General features: G+C 68.2%; 24 protein-coding genes. 17 read left to right on the top strand and 7 right to left on the bottom strand.

What is annotated here, in order from left to right; translation table 11 throughout:
• From AB7U46_RS14280 to rsmA, 5 genes are all read left to right on the top strand, one after another.
• A partial coding sequence (locus tag AB7U46_RS14280) for an LptF/LptG family permease (RefSeq protein WP_428337650.1) occupies positions 1-468 on the top strand: 468 nt, incomplete at its 5' end.
• The gene (locus AB7U46_RS14285) at positions 468-2,729 is read left to right on the top strand and encodes an LPS-assembly protein LptD (protein ID WP_428337651.1); all 2,262 of its coding nucleotides are present in this window, start codon (positions 468-470) and stop codon (positions 2,727-2,729) included. The genes AB7U46_RS14280 and AB7U46_RS14285, both read left to right, overlap by 1 nt.
• A gap of 26 nt (positions 2,730-2,755) precedes the next feature.
• A complete protein-coding gene (locus tag AB7U46_RS14290; RefSeq protein ID WP_428337652.1) occupies positions 2,756-4,045 on the top strand; it encodes a peptidylprolyl isomerase in 1,290 nt (429 codons plus the stop codon).
• Between the two features lie 11 nt (positions 4,046-4,056).
• Positions 4,057-5,040: a 4-hydroxythreonine-4-phosphate dehydrogenase PdxA gene (pdxA, locus tag AB7U46_RS14295; protein WP_428337653.1), complete on the top strand. Its 984-nt coding sequence runs from the start codon at positions 4,057-4,059 to the stop codon at positions 5,038-5,040.
• 141 nt (positions 5,041-5,181) lie between these two features.
• Positions 5,182-6,024 (top strand): 16S rRNA (adenine(1518)-N(6)/adenine(1519)-N(6))-dimethyltransferase RsmA, encoded by an 843-nt coding sequence (gene rsmA, locus AB7U46_RS14300; RefSeq protein WP_428337674.1) that lies wholly within the window; start codon positions 5,182-5,184, stop codon positions 6,022-6,024.
• A 100-nt stretch (positions 6,025-6,124) separates the two neighbouring features.
• On the opposite strand, the gene AB7U46_RS14305 is transcribed toward rsmA, so the two are convergent.
• The 4 genes from AB7U46_RS14305 to AB7U46_RS14320 form a co-directional block, all read right to left on the bottom strand.
• Positions 6,125-6,760 (bottom strand): DUF4167 domain-containing protein, encoded by a 636-nt coding sequence (locus AB7U46_RS14305; RefSeq protein ID WP_428337654.1) that lies wholly within the window; start codon positions 6,758-6,760, stop codon positions 6,125-6,127.
• A gap of 286 nt (positions 6,761-7,046) precedes the next feature.
• Positions 7,047-7,904, bottom strand: a complete 858-nt coding sequence (gene prmC, locus AB7U46_RS14310) for a peptide chain release factor N(5)-glutamine methyltransferase (RefSeq protein WP_428337655.1) — start codon at positions 7,902-7,904, stop codon at positions 7,047-7,049.
• Complete coding sequence (gene prfA / locus AB7U46_RS14315) at positions 7,901-8,956, bottom strand: peptide chain release factor 1 (protein ID WP_428337656.1); 1,056 nt, start codon at positions 8,954-8,956, stop codon at positions 7,901-7,903. The genes prmC and prfA overlap by 4 nt, the downstream gene beginning before the upstream one ends.
• Positions 8,957-9,057: 101 nt before the next feature.
• The gene (locus AB7U46_RS14320) at positions 9,058-10,125 is read right to left on the bottom strand and encodes a type I restriction enzyme HsdR N-terminal domain-containing protein (RefSeq protein WP_428337675.1); all 1,068 of its coding nucleotides are present in this window, start codon (positions 10,123-10,125) and stop codon (positions 9,058-9,060) included.
• A 170-nt stretch (positions 10,126-10,295) separates the two neighbouring features.
• Between AB7U46_RS14320 and AB7U46_RS14325 the strand changes: the two genes are divergently transcribed.
• The 4 genes from AB7U46_RS14325 (at position 10,296) to tpiA (ending at position 13,106) form a co-directional block, all read left to right on the top strand.
• Positions 10,296-10,661 carry an SUF system Fe-S cluster assembly protein gene (locus AB7U46_RS14325; RefSeq protein WP_428337657.1) on the top strand — a complete coding sequence of 122 codons (366 nt, stop codon included), beginning with the start codon at positions 10,296-10,298 and terminating at the stop codon, positions 10,659-10,661.
• A 130-nt stretch (positions 10,662-10,791) separates the two neighbouring features.
• On the top strand, positions 10,792-11,862 hold the full coding sequence (locus tag AB7U46_RS14330) for an alkene reductase (protein ID WP_428337658.1): 1,071 nt from the start codon (positions 10,792-10,794) through the stop codon (positions 11,860-11,862).
• A 68-nt stretch (positions 11,863-11,930) separates the two neighbouring features.
• Positions 11,931-12,290: a HesB/IscA family protein gene (locus AB7U46_RS14335; protein ID WP_428337659.1), complete on the top strand. Its 360-nt coding sequence runs from the start codon at positions 11,931-11,933 to the stop codon at positions 12,288-12,290.
• 72 nt (positions 12,291-12,362) lie between these two features.
• On the top strand, positions 12,363-13,106 hold the full coding sequence (gene tpiA, locus AB7U46_RS14340; RefSeq protein ID WP_428337660.1) for a triose-phosphate isomerase: 744 nt from the start codon (positions 12,363-12,365) through the stop codon (positions 13,104-13,106).
• Positions 13,107-13,230: 124 nt separating this feature from the next.
• Here tpiA and AB7U46_RS14345 read toward each other — a convergent pair whose 3' ends face one another.
• Positions 13,231-13,692 carry an Lrp/AsnC family transcriptional regulator gene (locus AB7U46_RS14345; protein ID WP_428337661.1) on the bottom strand — a complete coding sequence of 154 codons (462 nt, stop codon included), beginning with the start codon at positions 13,690-13,692 and terminating at the stop codon, positions 13,231-13,233.
• Between the two features lie 129 nt (positions 13,693-13,821).
• Here AB7U46_RS14345 and cobA point away from each other — a divergent pair, with 129 nt between their 5' ends.
• From cobA to AB7U46_RS14375, 6 genes are all read left to right on the top strand, one after another.
• Positions 13,822-14,574: a uroporphyrinogen-III C-methyltransferase gene (cobA, locus tag AB7U46_RS14350; RefSeq protein ID WP_428337662.1), complete on the top strand. Its 753-nt coding sequence runs from the start codon at positions 13,822-13,824 to the stop codon at positions 14,572-14,574.
• The gene (locus AB7U46_RS14355) at positions 14,571-14,867 is read left to right on the top strand and encodes a DUF2849 domain-containing protein (protein WP_428337663.1); all 297 of its coding nucleotides are present in this window, start codon (positions 14,571-14,573) and stop codon (positions 14,865-14,867) included. The genes cobA and AB7U46_RS14355 overlap by 4 nt, the downstream gene beginning before the upstream one ends.
• Positions 14,860-16,518, top strand: a complete 1,659-nt coding sequence (locus AB7U46_RS14360; RefSeq protein ID WP_428337664.1) for a nitrite/sulfite reductase — start codon at positions 14,860-14,862, stop codon at positions 16,516-16,518. The genes AB7U46_RS14355 and AB7U46_RS14360 overlap by 8 nt, the downstream gene beginning before the upstream one ends.
• Complete coding sequence (locus tag AB7U46_RS14365; protein WP_428337665.1) at positions 16,493-17,266, top strand: phosphoadenylyl-sulfate reductase; 774 nt, start codon at positions 16,493-16,495, stop codon at positions 17,264-17,266. Before AB7U46_RS14360 ends, AB7U46_RS14365 begins: the two co-directional genes overlap by 26 nt.
• A complete protein-coding gene (locus tag AB7U46_RS14370) occupies positions 17,263-17,634 on the top strand; it encodes a DUF934 domain-containing protein (RefSeq protein ID WP_428337666.1) in 372 nt (123 codons plus the stop codon). Before AB7U46_RS14365 ends, AB7U46_RS14370 begins: the two co-directional genes overlap by 4 nt.
• Positions 17,635-17,783: 149 nt before the next feature.
• Complete coding sequence (locus tag AB7U46_RS14375) at positions 17,784-18,614, top strand: ferredoxin--NADP reductase (RefSeq protein WP_428337676.1); 831 nt, start codon at positions 17,784-17,786, stop codon at positions 18,612-18,614.
• A gap of 262 nt (positions 18,615-18,876) precedes the next feature.
• Here AB7U46_RS14375 and AB7U46_RS14380 read toward each other — a convergent pair whose 3' ends face one another.
• Positions 18,877-19,545 carry a hypothetical protein gene (locus AB7U46_RS14380; protein WP_428337667.1) on the bottom strand — a complete coding sequence of 223 codons (669 nt, stop codon included), beginning with the start codon at positions 19,543-19,545 and terminating at the stop codon, positions 18,877-18,879.
• 248 nt (positions 19,546-19,793) lie between these two features.
• Between AB7U46_RS14380 and infC the strand changes: the two genes are divergently transcribed.
• A complete protein-coding gene (gene infC, locus AB7U46_RS14385; RefSeq protein ID WP_428337677.1) occupies positions 19,794-20,282 on the top strand; it encodes a translation initiation factor IF-3 in 489 nt (162 codons plus the stop codon).
• 155 nt (positions 20,283-20,437) lie between these two features.
• Positions 20,438-21,031, top strand: coding sequence for a L,D-transpeptidase (locus AB7U46_RS14390; RefSeq protein WP_428337668.1), 594 nt, complete (start codon positions 20,438-20,440; stop codon positions 21,029-21,031).
• A 72-nt stretch (positions 21,032-21,103) separates the two neighbouring features.
• On the opposite strand, the gene AB7U46_RS14395 is transcribed toward AB7U46_RS14390, so the two are convergent.
• The gene (locus AB7U46_RS14395) at positions 21,104-21,355 is read right to left on the bottom strand and encodes a hypothetical protein (RefSeq protein ID WP_428337669.1); all 252 of its coding nucleotides are present in this window, start codon (positions 21,353-21,355) and stop codon (positions 21,104-21,106) included.
• Between the last annotated feature and the right edge of the window lie 337 nt (positions 21,356-21,692).

Raw genomic sequence — 21,692 nt, forward strand, 5'->3', positions numbered from 1 at the left:
AAGGACTGGCCGCTCGGCACCTCGACCAACCCCGAGCGCGACGCCAGGACCGAGCCGAAGCTGACGATCGCCACCGATCTCACCGCGGAAAGCATCCGCGACCGATTCGGCACCCCCTCGGCGGTGCCGATCTGGGACTTGCCCGGCTTCATCCGCGACCTCGAGAAGGCCGGTTTCTCGGCGCGCCGCCACCTCGTCTGGTTCGAGATGGAGCTCGCCTCGCCGCTGATCATGGCGGCGATGGTGCTGATCGCGGCGAGCTTCACCATGCGCCATGCCCGCTTCGGCCACAGCGGGGCGATGGTGCTGCTCGCGCTCGGCGCCGGGCTTGGCGTGTTCTTCCTGCGCAATGTCGCGCAGGTGCTCGGCGACAACGGGCAGATCCCGGTCACCCTCGCCGCCTGGGCACCGCCCGCGATCGCGCTGATGCTCGCGCTCGCGCTTATCCTGCAAAAGGAGGACGGCTGATGCCTGGCCCCCGCTCCGCCGCCCCCCGCGCCGCCGTTACCGCCGCCCCGCTGCTGCTTGCGCTGGCGCTTGCCGCGCCGCTGAGCGCGCGCGCGCAGGGCAGCGATCCGGCCACGGCCACGGCCGCCCCCGCCGCCTCCGCCACGGCCCCCGCGGGCTATACCGCCGATCAGGCCGACGAGGCCGCGACGCTGCTCGCCGACAAGATCATCCTGACCGGCTCCGACCAGCTGATCGCCGAGGGCGGGGTCGAGGTCTATTATCAGCAAAACCGCCTCACTGCGACGCGGATCATCTATGACCGGCCGACCGACAAGCTGAGCATCGAGGGGCCGATCCGCCTGGTCCAGCCGGGCGAGACCGGTTCGGTGATCGTCGCCGACAGCGCCGAGCTCAGCCGCGATCTGCAAAACGGCATCCTGATCGGGGCGCGGATGGTGATGGCGCGCGAGCTGCAACTCGCCGCGACGCAGATCGAACGGCGCGGCGCGCGGATCACCACCTTCGACAAGGTCGTCGCCTCCTCGTGCCAGGTCTGCGCCTCCAATCCGACGCCGCTCTGGGAGATCCGGGCGCGGCGCGTCACCCACGACTCGGTGACGCATCAGCTTTACTTCGAGGGCGCGCAGTTCCGCGCGATGGGCGTGCCGCTCGCCTGGGTGCCGAAGCTGCGGATGCCCGACCCGGGCGTGAAACGCGCGACCGGTTTCCTGCGGCCGACCTTCCGCACCACCTCGAGCCTCGGCCCGGGGCTAAAACTGCCCTATTTCATCACGCTCGGCGACAGCGCCGATCTGACCGTCACCCCCTATCTCGCAAGCAATTACACCCGCACGCTGGGGCTCGGCTATCGGCAGGCCTTCTCCTTCGGCACGCTCTCGGCCGAGGGCGCGCTCAGCCGCGACTCGATCCGCAAGGGCGAGACGCGCGGCTATCTCTTTGCCGACGGCAGCTTCAAGCTGCCCTGGGACTACACGCTCGATCTGCAGATCCGCACCGTCACCGACCCTTCCTATCTGCTCAATTACGGCATCACCGACGAGGACCGGCTTTGGTCCGGGGTGACGCTGCAGAAGGTCAAGCGCGACGAGATGATCTGGCTGCGCGCCGGCAACACCCATTCGATCCGCTCGGGCGAGAGCAACACCACGCAGCCGATGCTTTCGGGCGATTTCGAATGGGCGCGGGTGTTCCGCCCCTCCGGCATCGGCGGCGAGGCGACGCTCGACTGGTCGGTGCATGCCCATCGCCGCGCCTCGACGCTGACCTGGGACGGGCCCGACAGCGACAGCGTGGCCGACGGGCGCGACATGCTGCGCGCCTCGGGCACCGCGGACTGGCGGCGCAACTGGCTCCTGCCGGCGGGGGTGCTCGCCGGGGCGGAGGCGCAGCTCGCCTTCGACGCGACCGCGGTGCGCCAGGACGCGAGCTATCAGGGCGACACGCTGCGCGCGCAGCCCACTCTCGGCGTCGAGCTGCGCTGGCCCTGGGTGAAGACCTCGGGCCGCGCCTCGCATGTGATCGAGCCGGTGGCGCAGATCGTCTGGAGCCCCGACCACCTGACCGCGATCCCCGACGAGGACAGCTGGCTCACCGAATTCGACGAGGGCAATCTGTTCTCCTTCTCGCGCTACCCGGGCGAGGATGCGCGCGAACGCGGCCTGCGCGCGAATCTCGGGCTGAGCTGGACGCGCCACGACGCCTCGGGCTGGTCGCTGGGCGTCACCGCGGGGCGGATCGTCAACCTGCGCGACCTGAACCAGTTCTCCACCGGCTCCGGGCTTTCGGGCAAGAGCTCGGACTGGCTCCTCGCCACCCATCTGAGCACCGCCGAAGGGCTGATCCTCTCGAACCGGGCGCTCTTCGACGACGATTTCGGCGTCTCGCGCGACGAGCTGCGCCTCGGCTTCGCGGGGGAGAAATACCAGGTGAACGCCGGCTATCTCTGGATGGAGGCGAATGCGGCGGAAAACCGGCTGACCGATACCAACGAGCTTTTGCTCGAGACCGGCTGGAGCTGGGCGAGCGGCTGGAAGAGCACGATCGACACCCGCTACGACTTCACCGCCGATCGCGCGGCGAAGGCCGCCTTCGGGCTGCAATATGCCAACGAATGCGTCACCGTCGATCTTTCCCTCTCGCGCCGCTTCACTTCCTCCTCTAGTGTGAAGCCCGAAACCGACTTCGGCCTGTCGATCCAGCTTGCGGGCTTTGGCGGCAGCACCGCCTCGGGCGCGGCGCAGCGCGTCTGCCGGCGCTGAGCGACGGGGCCGGGACGGAACGACGAATGAAAAAGACGAAACGACGGAACGGAATGATGGTGCGGTTCTCCTCCCTGATGAGCATGGTGCTGACGCTCGGGCTGACGCTCGGCCCGGCGACACCCGGCGCCTGGGCGCAGAGCCCCGCCCCCCTCGGCAGCGCGAGTTTCTCGCCGGTGATCCTCGTCAACGGGCTTGGCGTCACCGGTTACGAAATCGAACAGCGCATGGCCTTCATGCAGCTGCTGCACCAGACCGGCGATCTGCGCGCGGCCGCGGAGAAATCGCTGATCGAGGACCGGCTGCGCAACTGGCAGGCGAAGCAGGACGGCATCACCCTCGAGAAGGACGCGGTCGAGAAGGGCATGGCGGAATTCGCCTCCCGCGCGAACCTCTCGACCGAGCAGTTCCTCGCCGAGATCGCCAAGGCCGGGGTCGATCCGCAGACCTATCGCGACTTCGTCACCGCCGGCCTGCTCTGGCGCGAGGTGGTGCGCGCGCATTTCGCCCCGAGCGTGGTGATCACCGATGCCGATATCGACCGCGCCCTCGCGGTCGAGACCAATCGCGGCCGCGGCACCCGGGTGCTGATCTCCGAAATCGTGATCCCCGCCCCGCCGGGCGAGGAAGGCCGCGCGATGGCCGCGGCGGAACAGGCTGCGCGGGCCCGCGGCGAAGCGGCCTTCGCCGCCGCCGCGCGCGAATATTCCGCGACGGCGACGCGCGATCAGGGCGGCCGGGTGAACTGGATGCCGCTCGAGAACCTGCCGCCGGCGCTGCGCGGCCCGATCCTCGCGCTCGCCCCCGGCCAGACCACGGCGCCGATGCAGATCCCCGGCGCGGTCGCGGTGTTCATGCTGCGCGGCCTCGACGAGGGCGGCGCGGTCGCCAAGCTGCCGCAGACGCTGGGCTATGCGACGCTCACCCTCGGCCCGCCCGGCGCGCCCGAGACCGAGGCGCTCGCCGCGAAGGCCGCCGCGGGGGCGAAGGATTGCGACGATCTCTACACCGTGGCGAAGGATCTGCCGGCGAGCTGGCTGACCCGTGTCGCCCCGGAATCGCAGGCCGCGGTGCCCGGCGACGTGGCGCTCGCGCTCTCCCATCTCGACGTCGGCGAGACCGAACGGCTGCATCGCGGCGGCAATGACACGCTGGTGATGCTGTGCTCGCGCGACCGGGTCTATGACGCGGCCAAGGGCGAGGCGGCGCCGAGCCGCGACGACGTGCGCAACGGGCTGCTCAACGCGCGGATGTCCGCGCTGGCCGACAGCTATCTGGCCGATCTCATGGCGAATGCCGTGATCGTGCGGAAATGAGCGGGAACGACATGGACCGCCCGGTTCTCGTCAGCTGCGGCGATCCCTCCGGGATCGGCCCGGAGATTGCCGCCAAGGCCTGGGAATCGCTCGGCTCCGCCCTGCCCTTCGTCTGGATCGGCGATCCCGCGCATCTGCCGCGCGGCACGAAGATCCACGAGATCGAGAGCCCGGAAGAGGCGATGACGATCGCCGGCAGCGGCCTGCCGGTGCTGCCCCATCCCTTCCCCGCCGCCGCGGTGCCGGGCCAGCCCGATCCGGCCAACGCCAAGGCGGTGATCGACGTGATCGCGCGCGGCGTCGACCTGGTGATGCGCGGCGAGGGGCTCGCGCTGACCACCGCGCCGATCCACAAGAAGGCGCTGCATGACGGCGCGGGCTTCGCCTTTCCCGGCCATACCGAGTTTCTCGCCCATCTCGCGGGCGGGGTGCAGGTGGTGATGATGCTCGCCGCCGAGGCCGCGCATCCGCCGCTGCGCGTGGTGCCGGCAACGATCCATATCGCGCTCGCCGATGTACCGAAGGCCTTCAGCCCGCAGGTGCTGCGCGACACGGTGCGGATCACCGCCGAGGGGCTGCGCCGCGATTTCGGCCTCGCCGCGCCGCGGCTGGCCGTCGCCGGGCTGAACCCGCATGCGGGCGAAGGCGGCGCGATGGGGCATGAGGAGCTCGACTGGATCAACGACACGCTCGACGGGCTGCGCGCCGAGGGCTTCGTCGTCGCCGGGCCGCTGCCCGCCGACACGATGTTCCATGCCGGCGCGCGGGCGAAATACGATGCCGCGATCTGCGCCTATCACGACCAGGCGCTGATTCCGATCAAGACGCTCGATTTCGACGGCGGCGTGAACGTGACGCTCGGCCTGCCCTTCGTGCGCACCTCGCCCGATCACGGCACCGCCTATGACATCGCGGGCCAGGGCCGCGCCAATCCGGCCAGCCTGATCTCAGCGCTGAAGATGGCGGCGCAGATGGGCGCGGCGCGGCGCGGCTGAGCCCCCGCGGCGCCCAGACGCTTGCCGTTTCCAAAGTGATGAAATATCCCCGCCGGAGGCATCCGAAGGCGGACCGGGGGCGCTGCCCCGTCTCCTGCGGAGACCCCCCGAGGTATTTTCGGCAAGATGAAGGGAAGCGTCATGGTGGCGATCGACGGGCTACCGCCCCTGCGCGAGGTGATCCGCGACCATGATCTCGTCGCGAAGAAGGCATTGGGCCAGAACTTTCTGCTCGACCTGAACCTGACGGCGAAGATCGCGCGGGCGGCGGGCGATCTGCACGGCTGCGACGTGCTCGAGGTCGGCCCCGGGCCGGGCGGCCTCACCCGCGGGCTGCTGGCCGAGGGGGCGCGCCGGGTGCTCGCCGTCGAGAAGGATCCGCGCTGCCTGCCCGCACTCGCCGAGATCGCGGCGCATTATCCCGGCCGGCTCGAGGTGATCGAGGGCGATGCGCTCGCGATCGACGTGCGTGCCCATCTGACGCCGCCGATCCGGATCGCGGCGAACCTGCCCTACAACGTCGGCACCGAGCTTTTGATCCGCTGGCTCACACCCCCGGAATGGCCGCCGTTCTGGCAAAGCCTGACGCTGATGTTCCAGAAGGAAGTGGCCGAGCGGATCGTGGCGAAGCCCGGCACCAACCATTACGGCCGGCTCGCGCTGCTCGCGCAGTGGCGGGCGGAAGCGAAGATCGTGATGGTGCTGCCGCCCGAGGCCTTCACCCCCGCGCCGAAAGTGCATTCGGCCGTGGTGCATCTGACCGCGCTGCCCGAGCCCCGCTTCCCGGCCGATCCGAAGGTGCTCGAACGGGTGGTGGCGGCGGGGTTCAACCAGCGTCGCAAGATGCTGCGCCAGGCGCTCAAGGGGCTGCATCCGCGGATCGAGGCGATGCTCGAAGAGGCCGGCATCGCCCCCACCGAACGCGCCGAGCGTGTCAGCCTCGAAGAGTTCTGCCGCCTCGCGCGGATCCTCGCCGCGGGCTGAGACGCGGCGGGCCGAGACGCGGCAGGCCGAGACGGAAAAACCGCGCCTTTCGGCGCGGTTCGTGTCTTTCGGAAATTTCGGAAAATTCGTGCAGCGCCGATCACTCGGCGCTCGGCACCTCGGCCGAAGCCCCCTCGCCGGTGCTTTCGGCCTTCGGCTTGCGCGGGCGGCGGGTGCGCGGGCGCGGCGTGCGCACCTCCTCGCCCGCTTCCGCGGGCGCGGGCGCGGCGCTGTCCTCGGAGGGCTGAGCGACCTCGGGTTCGGCGCTGCGTTCCTCGGCGCGCATCTCCGGCGTCTCGACGAGGCCCGAGTCCTCCTCCTCGACGGCGAGCGGTTCGGGCATCGCCACCGGCTCGTCGAAGCGGGGCTCGCCCCCTTCGCGCGGCTCGTTGCGGTCACGGTTGCCGGTGTTGCCGTTATTGCCACCGTTGCCGTTGCCATTGCCGTTCGACTGGTATTGGCGGCTGCGCTCCTCCTGCTCGCGGGCGAGCTCGCGCTGCGCCTCGCCGAGCATGCGGGTGTAATGCTCCGCGTGCTGGAGGAAATTCTGTTCCGCGACCCGGTCGTTGCCGAGCTGCGCATCGCGCGCGAGCATCAGGTATTTGTCGATGATCTGCTGCGGCGTGCCGCGCACCTTGCCCTCGGGGCCGGAGCTGTCGAAGACGCGATTGACGATATTGCCGATCGAGCGCTGACGGTTCGACTTGTTGCGCGAACGGGATTTGGAGGATCTCATGAGCCTGCGTCTGTTGTGCCACTGGGGCGCCTGAAGTCAGGACCGCGACCTTGAAATGGGATCGGGCCCGCCACCGGGGTTCGCTGCGCCGAAGCCGGGCTATGCCCGCCTAAAGACCCGAGACCCGCAGTGTGTAGCTGAGCCGTGCGGTGGATCGAAGTTCCATACCGCACGAATGTGACTAAGCATTTAAGGGGGAGGCTTTCAAGTCGAAATCTGCGCTCATGCGGCGATTTGACCTGAAAAACAGGGGGACGGCGGATTTTTTCCACCCCGAAAGCCGCGCTCAGGCGCAGCCGCAGCCGGTCTCGTCCGCCGCTTTCACCGCGCCGACGACGCGGTCGCGCCCGTCGAGATCGCGCCGGATCGCAACCTCGGAAAACCCCTGCGCGCTGAGCAGGTCGGAAACCGCGGCGCCCTGGGTCGGGCCGATCTCGAAGAGCACGCGCCCCCCGGGCATCAGATGCGTGAAGGCGCCGCGGGCGAGCGCGCGATAGGCGTCGAGCCCGTCGCCGCCCGGGGTCAGCGCGGCATGCGGCTCCCAGTCGCGCACCTCGGGGGCAAGCCCCGCCATCTCGCTTTCGGCGATATAGGGCGGGTTCGAGACGATCAGATCGAAGCGCCCGGTGACGCCGGCAAACCAGTCGGCGCGCTGGAACCGCGCGCGTTTCTCAAGGCCAAGGCGGGCGGCGTTTTCCGCGGCCACGGTCAGCGCCGCCTCGGACTGATCGGTGCCGAGGCCGGTGGCGAAAGGCATGGATTTCAGCAGGCTGAGCAGGATGCAGCCGGTGCCGGTGCCCAGGTCGATCAGCTTCACGAAGGGTTTCTCGAGCGCCGCCTCGACGAGGATCTCGGTCTCGGGACGCGGGTCGAGCGTGTCGCGGGTGACGCGGAATTCCTGCCCCCAGAAGCGGCGCAGCCCGGTGATCTGCGCGACCGGCTGGCGCGCCTCCCGCGCGGTAAGGGCCGCGTCGAACACCGCCTGCTGGTCCGGTGTGATCGCGTCCTGCAGCGCGAGCATCAGCCGCTCGGGCGCCACGCCCAGCGCATGCGCCATCAGCCGGCGCGCATCGGTCGCCGCCCCCTCGATCCCCGCGGCACTCAGCCGCCGGGTGCCGAGGACAAGCGCGTCCTGCGCCCTCATGCGCCCATCTCCGCGAGCCGCGCCGCCTGATCGTCGGCGATCAGCGCCTCGATCACCGGGCCGAGATCGCCGTTCATGATCTGAGCGAGCGCGTAGAGCGTGAGGTTGATGCGGTGGTCGGTCATCCGGCCCTGCGGGAAATTGTAGGTGCGGATCCGTTCGGACCGATCGCCCGAACCGACCTGCGCGCGCCGGTCGGCGGAGCGCTCGGAGGCGAGCCGCTCGCGTTCGAGCTCGTAAAGCCGGGCGCGCAGCACCGCCATCGCATTGGCGCGGTTCTGGTGCTGCGATTTCTCCGAGGAGGTCACCACGATCCCGGTCGGCAGATGGGTGATGCGCACCGCCGAGTCGGTGGTGTTGACGTGCTGGCCGCCCGCGCCCGAGGAGCGCATCGTGTCGATGCGGATCTCGGCGGCGGGGATCTCGATGTCGACCTCCTCCGCCTCGGGCAGCACCGCGACGGTGGCGGCGGAGGTGTGGATCCGCCCGCCCGCCTCGGTCTCGGGCACGCGCTGCACGCGGTGGACGCCGCTTTCGTATTTGAGGCGCGCGAAGACGCCCTCGCCCTCGATCCGCGCGACCGCCTCCTTCACGCCGCCAAGTTCGGTCGGCGTGAAATCGAGGAGCTCGAAACGCCAGCCCATCGTCTCGGCATAACGCTGATACATCCGCAGAAGGTCGCCCGCGAACAGCGCCGCCTCCTCGCCCCCCGTTCCCGGGCGGATCTCGAGGATCGCGGGGCGCGCATCGGCGGCATCCTTCGGCAGAAGGGCAAGGCGCAGCGCCTGTTCCATCTCGGGGATGCGGGCCTTGAGGCGCGGCAGTTCCTCCTCGGCCAGCCCCTTCATCTCGGGATCGGCAAGCCAGCCCTCCGCCTCGGTCACATCATCGAGCGCCTGGCGATAGGCGGCAATCTGATCGACCACCGGTTTCAGCTCGGAATATTCGCGCGAGAGCGTGGCGATCTCGCTGGGCGTCGCGGTCGCGTTCAGCTTCGCCTCGAGAAACTCGAAGCGGTCGGTGATCTGAGCGAGTTTGTCGAGCGGAACCATGGCTGCGATGTGACCCGGCGCCGCGCCCGGGTCAAGGGCGGACCGGGGCGCCGCCCCGGACCCCGAGGTATTTTCGGCAAGATGAAGGGGCGGCGCCCGTTTCAGAGGTAGCTTTGCACCGTGGCGACGATCTGCTCGGCGAAGCCGTAGATCTCGGAGAGATCCTCGATCTGGTGTTTCGTCTCGGTCTTGTCCGGCTGCGGCGAAAACAGGCTGACCGTTTTCACCGTCTTCGCGTTGAAATGCAGCCGGCAGACCGGGTTGCGGTTGTTGTCGTCGACGAAGATGCTGCAATAGCTTTTGGCGTCGCGCATCGTGATCCGGGCGACCGGCGCCACCCGCGAAGCGATCGCGCGCACGATCATGAAGGCCTGGATCTCCTCCTCGGTGGTGACGATTTCGCTGCCCGCCCCCGGATCGGCGGGTTTCTTCTCGCCCGCCTCGATCTGCGGCGCGTCCTTGCCGAAGGTCAGGTTCAGCCGCTCCTGGATGCGGTTGCGCACCACCTCGTCGAGCGCCGCCTGAATCGCCGGGCGCAGCGTTTCCACCACCGCCTTCGTCATGCTGCCCTCGTAGATATGGCGTCCGAAGAAGCGCACGAAATCGTCGTCGGGCCCGGCGAGCTGGCGCGCGATCTCGGCCGCCGCCGCCTTGACGAAACGCAGGTTCGAGGCCGCCTCGAGGATCTTCTCGATGTCGAAATCGGCCTTCTGGAAGCGGGCGAGTTCCTCCACCTGGCGCTCGTCGTAATTCTGCAGATCGAAGGTGAAGAAGGGCTTGCGGTCCATCCGGTTGCGTTCGTCGATATCGGAGAAGAACCAGATCTCGCGCCCGTTGGTGAGGATCGCGAGCCGCGCCTCGACGGTGGAGAAATAGCGGAAAAGCTGGCTGTATTGCGCCGAGCCGAGTTCCATCGAGATCGGCTTCACCTCGAGCAGGATCGCCGTCTTGCCCGCGATCTTCAGCGCGAAGTCGATCTTCTCGCCCTTCTTGATGCCGACGTCGGCGACGAATTCGGGCACCACCTCGTCGAGGCTGAAGGCATCGAAGCCGAGCGCCTGGATCAGCGGCATCACGACCGAGGTCTTCGTCGCCTCCTCGGTCAGGGCGTGCTGGCTGGCGTGACGCGAACGCGCCGCGAGATCCTTGATGCGTTGACTGAAGTCAATATCACAATCTCCTCCCCTTCAAATGCCGCAACGCTCCGCCAAAGCCCCGCGCATTTCAAGCGTCGCGTCGTCACGCACCCCGATTTCGCCGCGTTTCCCCCCTTTGGCGGGCTTTACCTTCCGCCGTCATTCCCTATATAAACGCTCGACTATCGCTTATGGGACATGCCATGAACACCCAGGCCGAGCCGCTGCCCGAGGGCGCGCCGCTGATCCAGCCTTCCGACACCGAACACCCGCTTTTCGATGGCGTGGTCGAGGCCTGCCGCACCGTCTATGACCCGGAAATTCCGGTGAACATCTACGATCTCGGGCTGATCTACACGATCAGGATCTCGGACGAGGGCGATGTGAAGATCCTGATGACGCTCACCGCGCCCGGCTGTCCGGTGGCCGGCGAGATGCCCGAATGGGTGCAGAACGCGGTCGAGGCGGTGGGCGGCGTGCGCTCGGTCGATGTCGAGATGACCTTCGATCCGCAATGGGGTATGGACATGATGTCCGAAGAGGCGCGGCTCGAACTCGGCTTCATGTGACGGCGCGCGCCCTACGGTGCGGCGGCGCTCAGCCCCCTGTGCGGGCAGCCCCCTTGCCCGGGCGCCGAAACGCCCCATTTTGAACCGCACCGTTCACTTCGGCGCCTTTCGCGCCCAGCAGGGACATGACATGACCGACACGCTTTTCTCCCCCGGCCGCCTCGGCGCGATCGAGATTTCGAACCGCCTCGTGATGGCGCCGCTCACCCGCAACCGCGCCCCCGCGCGCGTGCCGACCGATCTGATGGTCGAGTATTATCGCCAGCGCGCCTCCGCCGGGCTGATCGTGACCGAGGGCACGCAGATCTCGCCCGTGGCGCAGGGCTATGCCTGGACGCCCGGCATCTACAGCGACGAACAGATCGCGGGCTGGCGCAGGATCACCGAGGCCGTGCATGCCGAGGGCGGCAAGATCGTGCCGCAGCTCTGGCATGTGGGCCGCGTCTCGCATCCGACGATCATCGACGGCGCGACGCCGCTTGCCCCTTCGGCGCTGAGCGCCGCAGCGAAGACCTTCGACGGCACCGGTTTCGTCGAGACCGCGCTGCCGCGCGCGATGACCGAGGAGGATATCGCGCAGACGCTCGCCGATTACGCCCATGCCGCCGCCTGCGCCAAGGAGGCCGGTTTCGACGGCGTCGAGATCCACGGCGCGAACGGCTATCTGATCGACCAGTTCCTGCGCGACACCTCGAACCAGCGCACGGACGGCTACGGCGGCTCGATCGCGAACCGGGTGCGGTTCCTGACCGAGGTGGTCGACGCGGTCACCGGCGTCTGGGGGCCGGGGCGCGTCGGCATCCGGATCTCGCCCTTCTCGAACGCGAACAATGTCGGGCTCGACAGCGACACGCCGGCGCTCTTCTCGGCGGTGATCGCGGCGCTGAATGCGCGCGATCTGGCCTTCGTTCATATGGTCGAGGGGCAGACGGGCGGCCCGCGCGACTGGCCTGCGGGCGCGCTCGAGGCGCTGCGCGAGCAGATCGCCGCGCCCTATGTCGCGAACAACGGCTACAGCCGCGAGATGGCGCTCGAGACCGTCGCCACGGGCAAGGCCACGGCGGTGGCCTTTGGCCGCGCCTTCATCGCCAACCCTGATCTGCCCGTGCGTCTGGAACGCGACGCGCCGCTCAATCCGCTGCGCGCCAAGCTGCTTTATGGCGGCGGCGCCGAGGGCTACACCGACTACCCGTTTCTGTGACCGATCCCGGGGGGCGGCTTGCCGTGCCGCCCCCCGGCGCCTATCTTGATCCTGTCAAGGAGAGCCCGATGTTCGCCCAGCCCGGAAAACCGCCCGTCACCCTCACCCCCGCCGCCGCGGCGCAGATCGCCGCGTTGATGGCGCGCGAACAGGCCGCGGGCTTTCGCATCGGGGTGAAGAAGGGCGGCTGCGCGGGCATGGAATACACGATGGAGATCGCCGCCGAGGCCGATCCGATGGATCTCGTGGTCGAGGACGGCCCCGCGCGCGTGCTGATCGCGCCGCTCGCGCAGATGTTCATGATCGGCACCGAGATCGACTATGAGACCGGGCTTCTGGAAAGCGGCTTCAAGTTCCGCAATCCGAACGTCGTCGAAACCTGCGGTTGCGGCGAATCGATCAAGTTCCGCGACGCGGACGCGGGCTGATAGCGCCATCGCCCCTTTCGCCCTCGCGCGGCCTCGCCTAATCTCGCCCCGGACACAGCAATGGAGGGGCGGATGCGTCGGAAACTCGCGGCAGGCAACTGGAAGATGAACGGGGTGAAGGCGAGCCTCGCCGAGGTGAGCGCGCTGATCGCCGCCCACCCGAACCCGAAATCCGAGGTGCTGCTCTGCCCGCCCGCGACGCTGGTCGCGGCGATGGCGGAGGTGGCGGCGGGCAAGATCGCCGTCGGCGGGCAGGATTGCCACATGAAAGCCTCGGGCGCGCATACCGGCGACATCGCCGCGGCGATGCTGCGCGATTGCGGCGCGAGCCATGTGATCCTCGGCCATTCCGAGCGCCGCGCCGATCATGGCGAGACGAATGCGATCGTGCGCGCCAAGGCCGAGGCCGCGCGGGCCGAGGGCCTCGTCACCGTGATCTGCGTCGGCGAGACCGAGGCGCAGCGCGACGCCGAGGAAACCCTCGAAGTGGTCGGCAAGCAGCTCTTCGATTCGACCCCCGATGGCGCCACCGGCGCGAATACGGTGATCGCCTACGAGCCGGTCTGGGCGATCGGCACCGGCCGTACACCGACGCTCGCGCAGATCGCCGAGGTGCATGACTTCCTGCGCTCCGAACTCGTCGCGCGCTTCGGCGCCGAAGGGGCGGCGGTGCGACTCCTCTACGGCGGCTCGGTGAAACCCTCGAACGCGACGGAGATCTTCGCGACCTCGAACGTCGACGGCGCGCTCGTCGGCGGCGCGAGCCTGAAGGCCGCCGATTTCGGCGCGATCCTCTCCGCGCTCGACGCGGCCTGAAACCGGCCGGGGGCGCCGCCCCCGGACCCCCGGAGTATTTCGGCCAAGAAGAAAGCCGCTTTCATCTTGCCGAAAATACCTCGGGGGGTCTCCGCAGGAGACGGGGGCAGCGCCCCCTCCCCGCTTAAAGCGGCAGCAATGTCGTCGACTTGATCTCTTCCATGCTCAGCAGCGCGGTGACGTTGTAGATCTTCACCTCGGAGATCAGCGCCTGATAGAACTGGTCATAGGCGCGCGCGTTCTTCACCCGCACCTTCAGAATGTAGTCGATGTCGCCGGCAAGCCGGTGCGCCTCGAGCACCTCGGGGCGCGCGCGCAAGACGTCGAGGAACTTGCGCTGCCAGTCGGCCTCGTGTTCCGAGGTGCGGATCAGCACGAAGAAACAGGCCTCGAGCCCCAGCGCCTCGGCGTCGAGGATCACCGTCTGCCGCCCGATCACGCCGAGCTCCTTCATCTTGCGGATCCGGTTCCAGACCGGCGTCTTCGAGGAGCCGACCTTGCGCGCGATCTCGTCGAGCGACTGCGCCGCATCCTCCTGCAGCTGGGAAAGGATCTTCCGATCCATGTCGTCGAGCCGGACAGCCATTCGCCTTTTCTCCATTTCCCGGGAAATCGGGGTTTGATCGCCGATACTATGGAACAGCGTTCCTTATCTGCAAGGGGGTATGGCGCTTTGGAAGGATAATTTCCTATATTCCCTGCAAAGGAGACCGCCATGACCCGCCCCGATCAGACCCCTCTCGTGACCTTCGCCGGTGCCGGCCCGGGCGCGGCGGATCATGTCACCCTCGCCGTCGCCCGCGCGCTGGCCGAGGCCGATGTCGTGCTGCACGACCGGCTCGTCGGGCCGGAAGTACTGGCGCTCGCCGGGCCGCAGGCGCTCCTGATCGAGGTCGGCAAGCAGGGCTTCGGCCCCTCGCTCGCACAGGAGACGATCACCGGGCTGATCCTCGGCTTCGCGCGCGAGGGGCGTTCGGTGCTGCGGCTGAAATCCGGCGATCCCGCGGTTTTCGGCCGGCTCGGCGAGGAGACCGCCGCGCTCGAGCTCGCAGCCATCCCCTATCGCGTGCTGCCGGGCATCACCGCCGCCTCCGCCGCGGCCGCCGCGCTTGGCCAGAGCCTGACCGAACGCGGCCGCAACAAGGAGCTGCGTCTGGTCACCGGCCATGACGCCGAAGGCTACAGCGAAAGCGACTGGGCCGCGCTCGCCCGTCCCGGCGCGGTCGCCGCGATCTACATGGGCAAGGCCGCGGCGCGCTTCATTCAGGGGCGGCTGATGATGCATGGCGCGCCCGCCGAGACCCCGGTGACGCTGGTCGAGAACGCCTCGCGCCCCGAGCAGCGGATCTGTCCGGCGACGCTCGCCACCCTGCCACAGGCGGCCGCCGATCTCTCCGGCCCCGCCGTCATCCTTCTCGGGCTCGCGCCGCGCGCGGGCGCCACCGCCCTTCTGGAGCATGTGATATGAGCCGCCCCTTCCCCCCGAAAGTCGTCACCGCCAATGATCTGCGCGGCGGTCACGTCGTCTATCTCACCGATGCCGGGCAATGGACGCCCCGCCTCGCCGAGGCCGAGCTGCTGACCGACGAGGCCGAGGCCGAGCTGCGTCTCCTGAAGGCGCTCGGCCAGACCGGCGTCGTCGTCGGCGCCTATCTGGCCGAGATGCGCGCCGGGCCCGCGGGCCCCGAACCCGTGCATTTCCGCGAGCGCTTCCGCGCTCAGGGCCCTTCCCTTCGCCGCCCGGAGGCCGCGCATGTATAATTATTCCGACTTCGACGAAGCCTTCGTGCGGACCCGCGCGGCACAGTTCCGCGCGCAGGTCGAACGCCGTCTGTCCGGCGCGCTGACCGAGGACGAGTTCCGTCCGCTGCGGCTGATGAACGGGCTTTATCTGCAGCTGCACGCCTATATGCTGCGCGTCGCGATCCCCTATGGCACGCTCAGCGCCGCGCAGATGCGCCAGCTCGCGATGATCGCCGAGCGCTGGGATCGCGGCTACGGCCATTTCACCACGCGCCAGAACATCCAGTTCAACTGGCCGAAGCTGACCGATGTGCCCGAGATCATCGACGCGCTCGCCGACGTTCAGATGCACGCGATCCAGACCTCGGGCAACACGATCCGCAACGTGACGACCGACGCCTTTGCCGGTGCCGCCGCAGACGAGATCGCCGATCCGCGCCCCTGGGCGGAGCTGATCCGGCAATGGTCGAGTGACCACGCCGAATTCCAGTTCCTGCCGCGCAAGTTCAAGATCGCGATCACCGGCAGCGCGCAGGATCGCGCGGTGATCCGCGCCCATGACGTCGGGCTGCAACTGGTTGAGCGCGATGGCGAAATCGGCTTCCGCGTGTTCGTCGGCGGCGGCCTTGGCCGGACCCCGATGATCGGTCAGGCGCTGCGCGACTTCCTGCCGGCGGCGGACATCCTGCCCTATCTCGAGGCGGTGGTTTCGGCCTATAACCTCGCCGGGCGGCGCGACAACAAGTACAAGGCGCGCATCAAGATCACCGTTTTTGAGTCGGGGATCGAGGCCTTCCGCGCCGCGGTCGAGCAGGAATTCGCCCGCACCCGCGCGGTCTTCACCGGCGTCGACCAGCAGGTTCTGGCGGCGATCGCGGAACAGTTCGCGCTGCCCGATCTGCCCGCGCGCGAGACCGCGTTCTTCGAGAAGACCCTCGCCGTCGATCCGGCCTTTGCCGCCTTCGCGCGCCACAATCTCGCGCCCCATCGCCGGCCCGATTACGCGATCGTCACCGTCTCGCTCAAGGCGCATGGCGCCGAGCCGGGCGATGCCTCGGCCGATCAGATGCGGCTTTTGGCCGATCTCTCCGAGCGCTACTCGGCGGGCGAGCTGCGCGTGAGCCATGCGCAGAACATCGTGCTGCCGCATGTGGCGAAGGACGATCTGCCTGCGCTCTTCACCGCGCTTGTCTCGGCCGGGCTGGGCACCGCGAATGTCGGACTGATTTCCGACATCATCGCCTGCCCCGGCATGGACTATTGCGCGCTCGCCACCGCGCGCTCGATCCCGCTCGCGGAGGAAATCGCCACCCATTTCAAGGCGATCGGCCTCGAGGAGGAGATCGGCGCGCTCGCGATCAAGATCTCGGGCTGCATCAATGCCTGCGGCCATCACCATGTCGGCGGCATCGGCATTCTCGGCCTCGACCGCGCGGGCGTCGAGAATTACCAGATCACGCTCGGCGGCGATCCGGGGCCGGAAATGGCGATCGGCGAGAAGATGGGCCCGGGCTTCGCCTATGAGGAGGTTACCCCGGCGCTGGAGCGGCTTTTGCGCGCCTATCTCGCGCTGCGCGCCGAGGGCGAAAGCTTCGTCGCGGCCTTCCGCCGGCTCGGCCCCGCGCCGTTCAAGGAAGCGCTTTATGGCGAGGCGCGTCATGCTGCCTGACATCGCGACGCGGGTCACCGCGCTCAATGGCCGCTATCGCCACCACGCGGCGATTTCGGTGATGGAGAAGGCGCTGAAGGATCCCGACACCGGCGAGGTCGCGCTGGTGTCGAGCTTCGGCGCCGAGTCGGTGGTGCTCTTGCACATGGTTTCGCTGATCGCGCCGGGCACGCCGGTGCTCTTCATCGACACGCTGATGCTCTTCGAGGAGACGCTCGCCTATCAGCGCGAGGTCTCGGCGCAGTTCGGGCTGACCGACGTGCGGGTGATCCGCGCGGCGGACAGCGCGCTCGCGCTCGACGATCCCGACGGCACGCTGCACCAGTTCAACACCGACGCCTGCTGCGCGCTGCGCAAGACGGTGCCGCTGGAAAACGCGCTTTCCGGTTTCGACGCCTGGATCACCGGGCGCAAGCGGTTCCAGGGCGCCACCCGCGCGAGTGTCGACTTCTTCGAGGTCGAGACCGAAACCCGCATGAAGATCAACCCGCTCGCCTATTGGGGGCGGGAGGATCTGCAGGATTACATGGCCGAGAACCGGCTGCCCCGGCATCCGCTGGTGGCGCAGGGCTACCCCTCAATCGGCTGCGCGCCCTGCACCTCTCCCGTGAAGCCCGGCGAAGACCCGCGCGCCGGGCGCTGGCGCGGCTCGCAAAAGACCGAATGCGGCATCCATTTCATCGGCGGCAAGCCGGTGCGCACCAGCGCCGAGGCGCAAGAGACTGAAAACAAGGAGAAAGTGGCATGAGCGTGATCGTGCGTGACGACGGTTTCCATGCCGAGGACTTCACCGGCACCGCGGTCGAGATCCGCCCCGAGACCGCGACCGATACCATCGCGGATCTCGTCGCCGGGGCCGGGATGGTGCGCATCGTGTTCCCCTCCTTCGCGGACGGGCGCGGCTTCACCCATGCGCGCCGGCTGCGCGCGGCGGGCTTTGCCGGACGCATCCGCGCGGTCGGGCCGGTGATCGCCGATCAATATGCGATGGCGCGCCGCTCGGGCATCGACGAGGTCGAGATCCCCGACGATCTGGCCCTGCGCCAGCCCGCCGAGCAGTGGCGCGCCCGCGCCGACTGGGCCGCACATGACTACCGCGCGCGGCTCGCCGGCTGAGTTTGCGCTTTCCGCCCCGCGCGCCGCGCCGTAAAACGAGGGCGCAGACTTGCGCTGGATCAAGGCAGGGACGCGCCGCGAAGAGGTATCCGCGGCATATGTTATCGCGCGCGACCGGCGCGCCCTGTCAGCCGCCCCTCCCCGGGCCCCTGAAGAATGAGACCGTTGTGACCGAAACGAAAACCATCCCGCCCGTGAAGACGCTCCCCGACGCCCAGACCGTGACCTCGGTCCACCACTGGACCGACCGGCTGTTCTCCTTCCGTGTGACGCGGCCGCAGACGCTGCGCTTCCGCTCGGGCGAGTTCGTGATGATCGGCCTGCTCGACGAGAAGGGCAAACCGCTGCTGCGCGCCTATTCGATCGCCTCGCCCGCCTGGGACGAGGAGCTCGAATTCTACTCGATCAAGGTGCCAGACGGGCCGCTCACCTCGAAGCTGCAGCACATCAACGTGGGCGATCAGATCATCCTGCGCCCGAAGCCCGTCGGCACGCTGGTGCTCGACGCGCTGATCCCGGGCAAGCGGGTGTGGTTCCTCGCCACCGGCACCGGCATCGCCCCCTTCGCGAGCCTGATGCGCGAGCCGGAGACCTACGAGAAATTCGAGGAAGTGGTGATGATGCACACCTGCCGCACCGTCGCCGAGCTGGAATATGGCCGCAAGCTGGTCGAAGACCTCGTGAACGATCCGCTGATCGGCGAGATGGTCGAGGGCAAGCTGAAATACTACCCGACCGCGACACGCGAAGAGTTCCACCACCAGGGCCGGATCACCGACAACCTGACCTCCGGCAAGGTCTTCGCCGATCTCGGCATCGCGCCGATGGACGCCGAACATGACCGCGCGATGATCTGCGGCTCGCTCGCCTTCAACAAGGACGTGATGGCGGTGCTCGAGGGATTTGGCCTGCGCGAGGGCGCGAATTCCGAGCCGCGCGAATTCGTGGTGGAAAAGGCTTTCGTCGGCGAGGGGATCTGATCCGGGTGAAACCCGCCGACGCGCGAGGCCGCTCCGCAGGGGGCGGCCTTTGCGTTTGACCGGCGCAAGGGGCGCTGCCCCTCTTGGCCTGCGGCCAATTCACCCCGGGATATTTGAGCTCTATAGAAGCTGCATTCTACAGAGGCGAAATATCCCGGGGGTGAATTTCCGAAGGAAAGAGGGGGCGGCGCCCCCTTCCCCGCCGCCAGAATGCGAAACGCCGCCCCGGGGGGCGGCGCTTCCGTTTCGGACCGGGGCCGGCTCACATGCCGAGCGCGGCCTTCACCTGATCGACCACGCCCTGCACCAGGGCCGGGTTCTGGCGCGCGGCCTCGACCGAGGCCTTGAGCGAGGTCTTCATCGTGTCGGGCAGCGCCGAGGCGTCGATCAGCGCCGAGACCTTGTCGGCGTCGAAGTTGTCGACGCTCAGCGCAGACGCGTCATCCGCGGCCGGCATCGCATCGCTCACCGCGCCGGTGACGGTGTCGGTGGTCGCCTTCGCCGCATCGACGGCCGCGCCCGCGGCATCGCTCGCACCCTGCATCGCCGCATCGGCCGCGCCCTTGGCGGCATCCACCGCACCCGAGACCGCCTCGCCCGCGGTGGTGGCGGCTTCGCTTGCCGCATCCTTCGCGCCGTCGACCGCGGCACCGGCCGCATCGCCCACCGCCTGGGCGGCGTCGGTGGCCGCCTCGGTCGCGGTGCTGGCGGCATCCGTCACCGCCGCGCCGGCCTTGTCGGCCGCGTCCTTGACCGCATCGACGGTCGTCGCCGCGGCATCATTCGCCGCAGCGCCGGCATCCTGCGCGGCGCCCGCCGCCGTCTCCGCCGCCTTGTCGGCGGCCATGTCGCCCTCGGGCGTGCGGGTGAAATACCACGCCCCCGCCGCAACCGCCGCGATCACCACGACGATACCGATCACCTTGTTCATGTGCTCCCCCTTCTCGATTGGGATCCGTGACGGGGCCTATATGGTCCCCCCGCGCCGCCTTAAAAAGGTGCGACGCATGTCCGATTTCCCCCTTGCGCGCCTTTTCGCCGAGGATCCCGTCCCGATTGCGGTTGAAAGCGGCGGGCGAGAACACTATTTTGCGCGCCATTCCGTATGGCCACTGAAGGAGTCCCGCCATAGCCCGCAGACCGCATAACGCCCCGCCGCAACGCGACACCGGCCCCCGGATCAACGACCGTATCCGCGCCCCCGAGATCCGCCTGATCGGTGCGGACGGGGAGAACGTCGGCGTCGTCACCCCCGCGCGCGCGATGATGATGGCGGAAGAGGCCGGGCTCGACCTCGTGGAAATCTCGCCCTCCGCGGTTCCGCCGGTGTGCAAGATCATGGACTTCGGCAAGTTCAAATACGAACAGCAGAAGAAAGAGGCCGAGGCGCGCAAGAAGCAGAAGATCATCGAGATCAAGGAAATCAAGTTCCGTCCCGGCACCGACACCCATGACTACGAGGTGAAGATGCGCTCGGTGATGAAGTTCCTCGAGGATGGCGACAAGGTGAAGATCACCCTGCGCTTCCGTGGCCGCGAGATGGCGCACCAGGGGCTTGGCCTCGAACTGCTCAACCGCGTCGCCGGCGACGTGGGCGAGGCCGGCAAGATCGAGTCGATGCCGAAGCTCGAGGGCCGGCAGATGGTGATGATGATCGCGCCGAAGTAATCCGGCCCGACATTGCGCAAAAGCCCTCCTTCGGGAGGGCTTTTGCGATCGCTCTCCCCTTCGTGAGGGCGTGTGATTTGCACCCGCAGCATGATCGTGAGACCATGCCTCAACGAAACATGAAGCCACAAGTCATGAAGCAGGACAGAACCCCGATGACCAGACCGCTGCTCACCCGACGCGCCGCGCTTGGCGCCGGTGCCGTCACCCTCTTCGCCCCCGCGATCGTCCGCGCCGGCACGCAGGACATTCCGATGGCAGAGCAGCAGGCGATCGTCGCGCCGCAGGAACGCGCCAATATCTCGTCGTTCCGCGAGATCGACTGGCGCGACCATTTCGACAATCTCGACAAGGTCACGCTGATCGCCGACACGGTGTCGAAGGCGCTGCATTACTGGGCGGTCGACGGGGCGGATTACCGGCTTTACCCGACCTCGGTGCCGCGCAGCCCCGAGCTGACGAAGACCGGTTACACCGAGATCGTGCGCAAGAAGGTCGGCCCGAGCTGGACCCCCACCGCAAGCATGATCGAGCATGACCCGAGCCTGCACCCGATGCCCCCCGGGCCGGACAATCCGCTCGGCACCCGCGCGATGTATCTGAGCTGGCCCGCCTATATCATCCACGGCACCCACGACACCCGCAAGATCGGCCGCAAGAGCTCCTCGGGCTGCATCGGCCTCTTCAATCAGCAGGTCGAGGAGCTGTACGAGCTCTGCCCGATCGGCACGCAGGTGAAACTTCTCTGATCCTTCTTCATCGGATCCTCCCGCGCGAGAGCGCATTGCCCCGGACCTCTGGCCCGGGGCTTTTTTCTGCGTTCAGCAGCTGCCGCTGAAAAGCCAGAAGCCGCTCATCGTGCGCAGATCGAACCGGCGCGGCAGCGGGCCGCCGCAGATCTGCTGGGCCACCATCCGCTTCAGGTCGTCGGGGGTCCAGTCGCTGCCGGCATGGCCGCTGAACCGCCCGCCGCCGTCGTTGTCGATGCTGATCTTCTTCGAGGAGGATCCGGCCTGGGCCATCGTAAGCCCGGCGAGGGCGAAGGCCACGGCGATGAGGAGAGTTTTCGTCAATGCAATTGCTCCGAAAGGATTTGTCACTAGGGCGGGCTGCCCCGCCCCGGCGCCCGAAACGGGCACCCGAGGCCGCGATGAAGGCATGCAAGCCACCGGAAAGGCAAGTGTTTTCGATGATGACCCCAGGGCGGCGCAGATCCGGACCCCCGAAAATTAAAGCGCTGCGGGAGGGAGGCCCGCAGCGCATTGATGGAACCCGACGAGGGAGAACGTCTGGGCTCTCGTTTCAGGTTTCCCCGGCTTGCGCCGTATTTCAGGGAGATCAGAAACCTGATGAGACTTTTCTAGGGGATGCCGCGGGGCCGAACTTTGACCTAGGTCAAGATTCGCGGCC

Source organism: Paenirhodobacter sp. (genome assembly GCF_050177655.1).
Lineage (GTDB): Bacteria > Pseudomonadota > Alphaproteobacteria > Rhodobacterales > Rhodobacteraceae > Rhodobacter.

Coding starts and splice junctions, on each gene's coding strand:
- AB7U46_RS14325 (WP_428337657.1), top strand. CDS start 10,296: ATGAACACCCAGGCCGAGCCGCTGCCCGAGGGCGCGCCGCTGATCCAG.
- AB7U46_RS14365 (WP_428337665.1), top strand. CDS start 16,493: ATGGCGAGGCGCGTCATGCTGCCTGACATCGCGACGCGGGTCACCGCG.
- AB7U46_RS14335 (WP_428337659.1), top strand. CDS start 11,931: ATGTTCGCCCAGCCCGGAAAACCGCCCGTCACCCTCACCCCCGCCGCC.
- AB7U46_RS14345 (WP_428337661.1), bottom strand. CDS start 13,692: ATGGCTGTCCGGCTCGACGACATGGATCGGAAGATCCTTTCCCAGCTG.
- AB7U46_RS14285 (WP_428337651.1), top strand. CDS start 468: ATGCCTGGCCCCCGCTCCGCCGCCCCCCGCGCCGCCGTTACCGCCGCC.
- AB7U46_RS14380 (WP_428337667.1), bottom strand. CDS start 19,545: ATGAACAAGGTGATCGGTATCGTCGTGGTGATCGCGGCGGTTGCGGCG.
- AB7U46_RS14370 (WP_428337666.1), top strand. CDS start 17,263: ATGAGCGTGATCGTGCGTGACGACGGTTTCCATGCCGAGGACTTCACC.
- AB7U46_RS14360 (WP_428337664.1), top strand. CDS start 14,860: ATGTATAATTATTCCGACTTCGACGAAGCCTTCGTGCGGACCCGCGCG.
- cobA (WP_428337662.1), top strand. CDS start 13,822: ATGACCCGCCCCGATCAGACCCCTCTCGTGACCTTCGCCGGTGCCGGC.
- AB7U46_RS14355 (WP_428337663.1), top strand. CDS start 14,571: ATGAGCCGCCCCTTCCCCCCGAAAGTCGTCACCGCCAATGATCTGCGC.
- AB7U46_RS14290 (WP_428337652.1), top strand. CDS start 2,756: ATGAAAAAGACGAAACGACGGAACGGAATGATGGTGCGGTTCTCCTCC.
- AB7U46_RS14305 (WP_428337654.1), bottom strand. CDS start 6,760: ATGAGATCCTCCAAATCCCGTTCGCGCAACAAGTCGAACCGTCAGCGC.
- pdxA (WP_428337653.1), top strand. CDS start 4,057: ATGGACCGCCCGGTTCTCGTCAGCTGCGGCGATCCCTCCGGGATCGGC.
- tpiA (WP_428337660.1), top strand. CDS start 12,363: ATGCGTCGGAAACTCGCGGCAGGCAACTGGAAGATGAACGGGGTGAAG.
- AB7U46_RS14390 (WP_428337668.1), top strand. CDS start 20,438: ATGACCAGACCGCTGCTCACCCGACGCGCCGCGCTTGGCGCCGGTGCC.
- AB7U46_RS14330 (WP_428337658.1), top strand. CDS start 10,792: ATGACCGACACGCTTTTCTCCCCCGGCCGCCTCGGCGCGATCGAGATT.
- prfA (WP_428337656.1), bottom strand. CDS start 8,956: ATGGTTCCGCTCGACAAACTCGCTCAGATCACCGACCGCTTCGAGTTT.
- prmC (WP_428337655.1), bottom strand. CDS start 7,904: ATGAGGGCGCAGGACGCGCTTGTCCTCGGCACCCGGCGGCTGAGTGCC.
- rsmA (WP_428337674.1), top strand. CDS start 5,182: ATGGTGGCGATCGACGGGCTACCGCCCCTGCGCGAGGTGATCCGCGAC.